Here is a 6,921-nt window from a genome sequence, read left to right on the forward strand (position 1 = left end):
AGTGGCGTGTTTAAGCACCTAATTTAGCAAATAAAAACCGAATAGAAAATCCGCGAGGATTTTCGTAAGTAGGCGAGAACTAGCCATTAATTATACACGGTGTTGTAAGCAGTTATTTATTCAGCTTTTCTTTTATAATTCGTTTTTTTATAAGAATTATTTGCCCAAGATGATAGTAAGTGTGTTCAATCATAACATCAATATTCCTATAATAAGTTCCATATTTTTCGTCAACAAAGCTGTCTTTCAATTTTTCGTCAGTCATATTTTCAACAAGTCTGATGAATTTTTCAGAATCAGAGCAGAATGTCTGAACTAAATTTCTCCAATCTTGTTCAGAATTGATAGGTGGCGAGTCAAAACTAAATTTGTCCTTAATATCAAGTGAACCACCTTCAAGAACTTTTGCTACTCCAGCAATGAAATAGTGAATATGGAATGTCAAATCAGCTATAGTATTGAAATCTTCAACTTTATGAATAGCGTCTTTCCAATTTAAGTCAAAGATTTGTTCTTTGAAATTAGTTCCTACAATCCATTTTCCTTCAGTAAAAACTTCTTTAAGTCTATTAGTTAAATATTCGTTTAATCTCATTTTTAAATTCCTATTTATATTTTCAGCAGAGTGTTTTTTAATTGCTTACAACGGTCTCGTATAACCGTCAGTTACGGATTAATATGCGTTAATATTCGGTTAAGCACTGACGCTCGCAATTCCGAGTGGATTCGGACGTAGTCGAATCCGCCGTAATTGCGGTTATACATTGTTGGCAACAGTTTTTCATTTATCTCCATTTCCAATTGGTACTATGACAAAAGCCCATTCAGCATCATCAGGAACTTTATAAATGTCTAAATATTTTCCTCCAAGTCCACTAACTTGAGATTTTTTGTCCTCAACCTCAAGTCCATAAGTTTCTCCAAACATAAATTTCACTCCATTTTCTAATTTTAGAGTGTCAGTATCTTTGAGATTAAAAACTTTAAATCCATTCGGTTTTATTTTTAAATTACCAATGATTCCAATTCCGTCAGAAGTTTCATTGTAAATAAATACTTTGTTTGTTTTTCCAGTTTTATTGTATTTGGCAGGAATTATAGAAATTTCATTTCCTTTTTCGATGAAAACGTTTCCATTAGAATCAGTCCATTTTTCCACTTTTTCAGAATCAGATTTTTGTTCCGATTTCGCAGACTTTTCATTCACATTTTCTGGTGTTTTCTTTTCAGTTTCTTTCTGTCCGCAAGCAGTTAATGTCAAAAGAAGTATAAATAATTTAATGTATTTCGTCATTTCTTAAATTGTTGCCAACGGTTTTGTATATGAAAAGTAGCGGATTTTAAGAACTAATTTTTCAGCTTGACAATGACCTTTAATTTATTCATTTACTTTTGTTTAAGCGATTAAACCGCTATTTTTTATATACGTTGTTGGCAGTAGGCTTTATTTTTTGTCGGTTACCTTTTTAACTTCTTCCATTTCGAATAAAGAATTCATTTCACAGATTGCTTTACTTGTATTGTATTTATCAAATTTTAGGTTTTTAGAATTTACTTTTGCATCACTTAATTTATGTTTGAGTTTTAAGTAAATATCATTATCCTGTTTTGTGAAATATTTCCTTGTTTTTTGGTAATCAGTTAAGTGTTTTTTTAGTTGCTTTTCTGCCGAATTACAGTCTGTAAAGAGTTTATTGGTTTTTTCAAAATGTAATAAAAACCAAAATTCGATACAGGGATTATTTACAATGACAATAACATTATCAAACTTTTCAGCTTTTTCTTTTAGTTTAATAAATAATTGTTCGCTTGTTTCAACACCTTTTTTGGCTTCACGTGTTTCTTTTGCAATTACATCATAATCCACAATCCAAAAAACTTTAGTGTAGTCTTCAGCTAAATCCTTAACCATTTTAAATTGTTCAGGAATACTTTTTTTACTTGGAAGTTTTGGCTCTATGTTTATGTTTAGCTCTCTTTCGTTACGCTTGAACATTTGTAAATACCAAACCTCGGTATCACCATCAACAACAAATGCAAATGCCTTGGAACCTTTTATTTTGATTTTTGATCTTTGTCTCATAAGCGTTAGTCAAGATCAATGTAGTAATCACCTAAATTAGGTTTTCCTTTTAATTTTCCACTTTTGTATGCATTTAGTACGTTTGTAGTGTCCCTTACCACAGAAGTGTCAAAATCAGCTAAAGAGTAAAGTTCTGTTGAACAGTCTTCTGATTTATTTGTGAACCAAATAGCATCATTTCTAAAAACATCTTTATTATCTAATATTTCTCTATTATGCGTAGTAGCTAATATTTGAGAATTTTCAGAGTTAACAAGAAATGATAATAAAAATTGAATATACAAATCTGGATGAAGAGAAGCTTCAAGTTCATCTATTGGAATAATGTGATTGTTTTTAATTAACAATGCGAGTAAACCGGCAAAACCATAATATCTTCTAGTACCTTGAGATTCTAGGTCTATTGGTAGATTATACTTGTTACCATTTACGGTATGTTCAAAATCGATATTTACTGAAGTTATTTTACCTTCTTCTTTAAGCTTTTTTACTCTTTCATTAGAGGCTTTAAGTTGTTTTTCTATAAACTCAATAAAACCATCAGGTAATTCTTTGTCTTCTTCTTGAATATGTATGTCTGAAATATGAAAATCTGCTTTTTTTAAGATATTTATTACATCTTTTTTTAGAATTTCATTGTTATCAATTTTTGAGGTTATATAACCTTCTAGTTCAGTCCTTGTGTATACTAGTGGCTTTAAATATGTTTTGAACCAATCTATAGTTTCGTTTAATTCAATAGAATCGATGTTTGTTTTTAGAAACCCACCTAAAACGCTATTATTCCATAGAGTGTTGGATTCAAGAGTTTTGATAAATGTTTTGTCTTTTTTTATTTTGCTGCCAAATTTTATCTCTGTAAACTGATGTTTTAAATCAGTTTCTCTTTTAAAAACATTAGCTTTTTTAGGGTTGTAGTTGTCCAGTTTTTCACTAATGATAGCTTTTTCTGTAAATTCTATCTCATAGTCATATCTTATTCCATTTTGTAAAAAATCGATAGATAGTATTGAAGTCTGATTAGGTGTCTCTTTATCGAAAAGAAAAGGCTTGAATTCTAATGTGTCAGTTTTCTTTTCTTCGGGTTCTAGAATTAGGTCTCTTAAAAACTCTAAACCTTTGAGTATTGTAGTTTTTCCTGATGCATTAGCACCATAGATAAGAGCTAGTTTAAGTAATCTAAAACCACTTACATCCATTATGTAATAATCATTAAGGTGTTCAGATTTGTCTGCCTCAAAAGTCAACGTCTGTTTTTCTTTTACAGAACCAAAATTTTGCAAACTAAAATTGATTATCATTTTATTATCTATTTTTTGTAAGTTGTTTACAAATTAACGATAAAAAATTGATTTATTTTGATTTTTTGTGTTTAATTTTTGTTAATTAGTTACATTGGTTAGCTTACTGCCAACGGCTCCGTATATGAAAAGTAGCGCTGAAAACAAGCCGTTACTTTTCTGATTAATACTAGCCGAATTTTTAAATTTTACTATTTATCTTTTTTATTGAAAGTCGTCAAATTTAAAAATTTGGCGACTTTCTAAAAATGCCCAAACCTTTGTGTTAGCAACGACTTGCGCTATTTTTTATATACATTGTTGTCTATAGTGCTTTCGCGCACAGTTTTTCCAACATTTCAATTTCGGATTTAGTAATCAATTTCGCTCGTTCTTCTTTTTTTGCTTTAGCGATTGTTTTACCACTAAATGGATTCATCAGCTCAAATGAATTATTATCCATCCGTTTTTGAACTATTCTATTCAGTTCACGTTCCAATTCGTCCGTTTTCTTTCGACTCTCGATTCGTAATTCTAATTGATTTTCATATTCTCCAAAATGACAATAAAAATATTCGTAATTATAATCCTCAGTTCTTTTAGTTTTTAAAGCAGTTCTAATTTGTGAATGCGCCTTAGTGAAGGAAAAATGATTTCCAACTCTTGATATTACAGGATTGCAACCATCTCTATTATCTCCAACTTTACCAACATAAAGCATAGATTTACCTTTTTTGCTAATTGGTTTCGCTACAATTAAATAAACAGCCCAATTTCTTTTCGTTGAGTGACCTGATATTTTAAAACTTTCAATTTCCATATTTTTTAATTTTTGAATGGTAGAGAAGGCAGGAATCGAACCTGCCCACGCATTCAGTCTTGAATAGCCACCAAGCACCTATTTATTTCTATACTTTATAATCAGAAGTTAGACCATCTTCTCCACGAATGCGACTCCTAAAGCTATACTTTTTATAAAATTCATAATTTTTGTTCTTTTCAGAATTCCGTTAATCTGTTCTATTTTTTTCATAATCTTCGTTTTTGTGTATGTTAATAAATTTTGTGGATTTATCGACAGACTAACTCTGATTACGAGCATAGTAAAGTCAATAGACTTAGTAACCTTGAGCATCAAGATTTTTATCTCTTTCGAGATTATTTTTTCAATGAACGATTTTTTTCAGCATTATAGACAACGGGTTTGTGTATGAAATGTGCGGGATTAATTTCTATGATTGTTCGTGTTAAACCCGAACAAAACCAAACACACTCCTACCCTTTGGTTAAGCACTAAAATAAGCATTTTTTATACACGGTGTTGCCACACGTTTTTATTCCGCAATGGTTATTCCGTTTTTCATTTCTTTTTCACTCGGTTTCTCAAACCAAGTTTCCATAAAATCAAAATTTTCTTTGCTAACCTCGAATTCAAATGTTTCTCCTTTTTCGGTATTTCTTTTCATTACTCTTTTCAGCCGAGTTTCTTTTGAAATATCCAAAAAATGAATTTTCAGTTCGTATCCTTTCGATTCCGCAAACTTTCTAAACTTCTCCCGATGCTCGAATTTTGAAAGTCCCAAATCCAGAATAGAGTCAGTTTTTGCGTTTTCTAATTGCGTTACTAATTCCATTATCATTTCTTCCGCTCTGTCAATTCTTTCTAAAAACCATTCTAATCCGTCAGTCGGTTTTTTGTCGGGCAGAAATAAAGTTTTGTTCCACTTGTCAATCGAAAATATTATTCCGTTATTTTTTTCTTTTAATTCCGCTGAATAGGTTGTTTTTCCAGAACCAGTATTTCCAACTATCAGATTAATCATTTACGATGTTTTTTTTAATGTGTGGCAACGTGTTTGTGTATGAAATGTGCGGGATTAATTTCTATGATTGTTCGTGTTAAACCCGAACAAAACCAAACACACTCCTACCCTTTGGTTAAGCACTAAAATAAGCATTTTTTATACACAGTGTTGGCGTGTCGTTATTTTTTTTCAGTTTCAAATTCGCAAATAATTGGTAAATGGTCGCTTACTTTTAACCAATCACTAATTTTTCCAAATTCCATTTCTTTTAGTCCATTTATAAATTCTTTACTGCCAAAAACATAATCGATATGATATGGCTTTTCTAATTTTCTATGCAGGAAAAAAGTCGGTCGAGTTTCAGTTCCTTGTTCTTCTTTCCAATATTTATGATATAAACTTTCAATTCCGATTTCGTTCAGTTCAGTCACTACGTCAGAGTGATTCCACCATCTGTCCCATTTGTCCCAAATCTTGTTACTATTAAAATCTCCAATAATTAAACTCTTATTTAAATTCGGTTTGTTGACTTGAAGATATTTCCATAATTGTCCAATATATCCAAAAGTCGGTGATTTATTGCTGTGATTCCAAACGGCTAATAAGTCAAAGTCTCCATTTACAGAACAAGGTAAAAAGTGTTTTACTTTATGGTCTTTATAATTGTCCGACCAATTCAGTCTTTTCAGCTCTATGTTTTTCTTTGCAAAAATTCCAATTCCTTTATTTTTGGTGTCTCCAATCCACAAATAATTTTCGGCCCATTCATTATATTCTATGTGTTTGGTTTCCGCTGGATTTTCACACTCTTGAATTATATGTATGTCAGCATTAAAGTCCGTTAAATTCTCAAACTTTTTTCTTAATGCTCCATTACAATTCCAAGTTATAATTTTCAATTTGAGCTCTGTTTTCTAATGCACGCCAACGGTTTTGTATATGATACGTTGCGTGTATAAGTCACTAATTTAGCAAATAAAAACCGAATAGAATATTCCGCAGGAATATTCGTAAGTAGGCTAGAACTAGCAATGGATTATATACTTTGTTACCCACCGTTTTTATTCAGTTACTAATTTCGTTTCGTACAGAGTTAACGATTGTTCAATTCCATCATCAACTACTTTTCCTCGCACTTTTATTTTATTCGATCCAGTAATTTTTTCCTCGTCTGATTTATCTGTGAACAAGATAATTATTTCTCGATTTTGTCCTTTAAACTCAACTATAGTTGTTAAATATTTACGTCCGCTGTCAGCTCCATTCGATTGGATTTTGTATTCGGTTAGTTCGGTTTCAAAGTCCTCTGTTTTTTCGAATAAACTCCAATAATTTTCGAAAGTATCTCTGCTAATATCTGAAGTGTCAAATTGACTTATAAAATCGGTAAATACTAAATTACTATCAGTCCAAAAACCATAATTTTTCTTGAACGGCATTTTCACAATTATTCGTCCTCTTTTATCCATTCCGATTTCACGTTGTGGGATTCCAGTTTCATTATCCAATTCGATAATCCATTTTTCTACGAGGTCGAATTTATCCTCAAAATCAGGATTTGCTTTTGGAATTATTGCGCTGAAAATTTCGCTAAACGCTTTTTTTAAATTCCGTTTTATAATTCCGTCACGTTCGGTTTTTTGCTCGTTTTTTGGAAATTCAAATTGTATGTACGATGTTTTTTGTATTATACTGAAATAGGTTGACCTTTTTATTGTTGTTTTTTGACTATTCAAAACGATGTTTTTAAATC

General features: G+C 30.9%; 8 protein-coding genes and 1 tRNA gene. All 9 read right to left on the bottom strand.

Going from position 1 to position 6,921, the window contains the following annotated elements; genetic code table 11:
* Positions 1-112: 112 nt before the first annotated feature.
* Positions 113-595 carry a DUF1572 domain-containing protein gene (locus tag ABJ955_RS13310; protein WP_347375127.1) on the bottom strand — a complete coding sequence of 161 codons (483 nt, stop codon included), beginning with the start codon at positions 593-595 and terminating at the stop codon, positions 113-115.
* 186 nt (positions 596-781) lie between these two features.
* Positions 782-1,294: a hypothetical protein gene (locus tag ABJ955_RS13315; RefSeq protein ID WP_347375128.1), complete on the bottom strand. Its 513-nt coding sequence runs from the start codon at positions 1,292-1,294 to the stop codon at positions 782-784.
* Between the two features lie 150 nt (positions 1,295-1,444).
* Positions 1,445-2,083, bottom strand: a complete 639-nt coding sequence (locus ABJ955_RS13320) for an RloB family protein (RefSeq protein WP_347375129.1) — start codon at positions 2,081-2,083, stop codon at positions 1,445-1,447.
* 5 nt (positions 2,084-2,088) lie between these two features.
* Positions 2,089-3,384, bottom strand: coding sequence for an ATP-binding protein (locus ABJ955_RS13325; protein WP_347375130.1), 1,296 nt, complete (start codon positions 3,382-3,384; stop codon positions 2,089-2,091).
* A gap of 304 nt (positions 3,385-3,688) precedes the next feature.
* On the bottom strand, positions 3,689-4,183 hold the full coding sequence (locus ABJ955_RS13330) for a hypothetical protein (RefSeq protein WP_347375131.1): 495 nt from the start codon (positions 4,181-4,183) through the stop codon (positions 3,689-3,691).
* Between the two features lie 17 nt (positions 4,184-4,200).
* A tRNA-OTHER gene (locus ABJ955_RS13335) sits at positions 4,201-4,307 on the bottom strand.
* A 390-nt stretch (positions 4,308-4,697) separates the two neighbouring features.
* A complete protein-coding gene (locus tag ABJ955_RS13340; protein WP_347375132.1) occupies positions 4,698-5,186 on the bottom strand; it encodes an ATP-binding protein in 489 nt (162 codons plus the stop codon).
* A gap of 161 nt (positions 5,187-5,347) precedes the next feature.
* Positions 5,348-6,067: an endonuclease/exonuclease/phosphatase family protein gene (locus tag ABJ955_RS13345; protein WP_347375133.1), complete on the bottom strand. Its 720-nt coding sequence runs from the start codon at positions 6,065-6,067 to the stop codon at positions 5,348-5,350.
* A 162-nt stretch (positions 6,068-6,229) separates the two neighbouring features.
* A partial coding sequence (locus ABJ955_RS13350; RefSeq protein WP_347375134.1) for a hypothetical protein occupies positions 6,230-6,921 on the bottom strand: 692 nt, incomplete at its 5' end.

The sequence above is a fragment of the Aequorivita sp. Q41 genome (assembly GCF_039831855.1).
Taxonomy (GTDB): Bacteria; Bacteroidota; Bacteroidia; order Flavobacteriales; family Flavobacteriaceae; genus Aequorivita.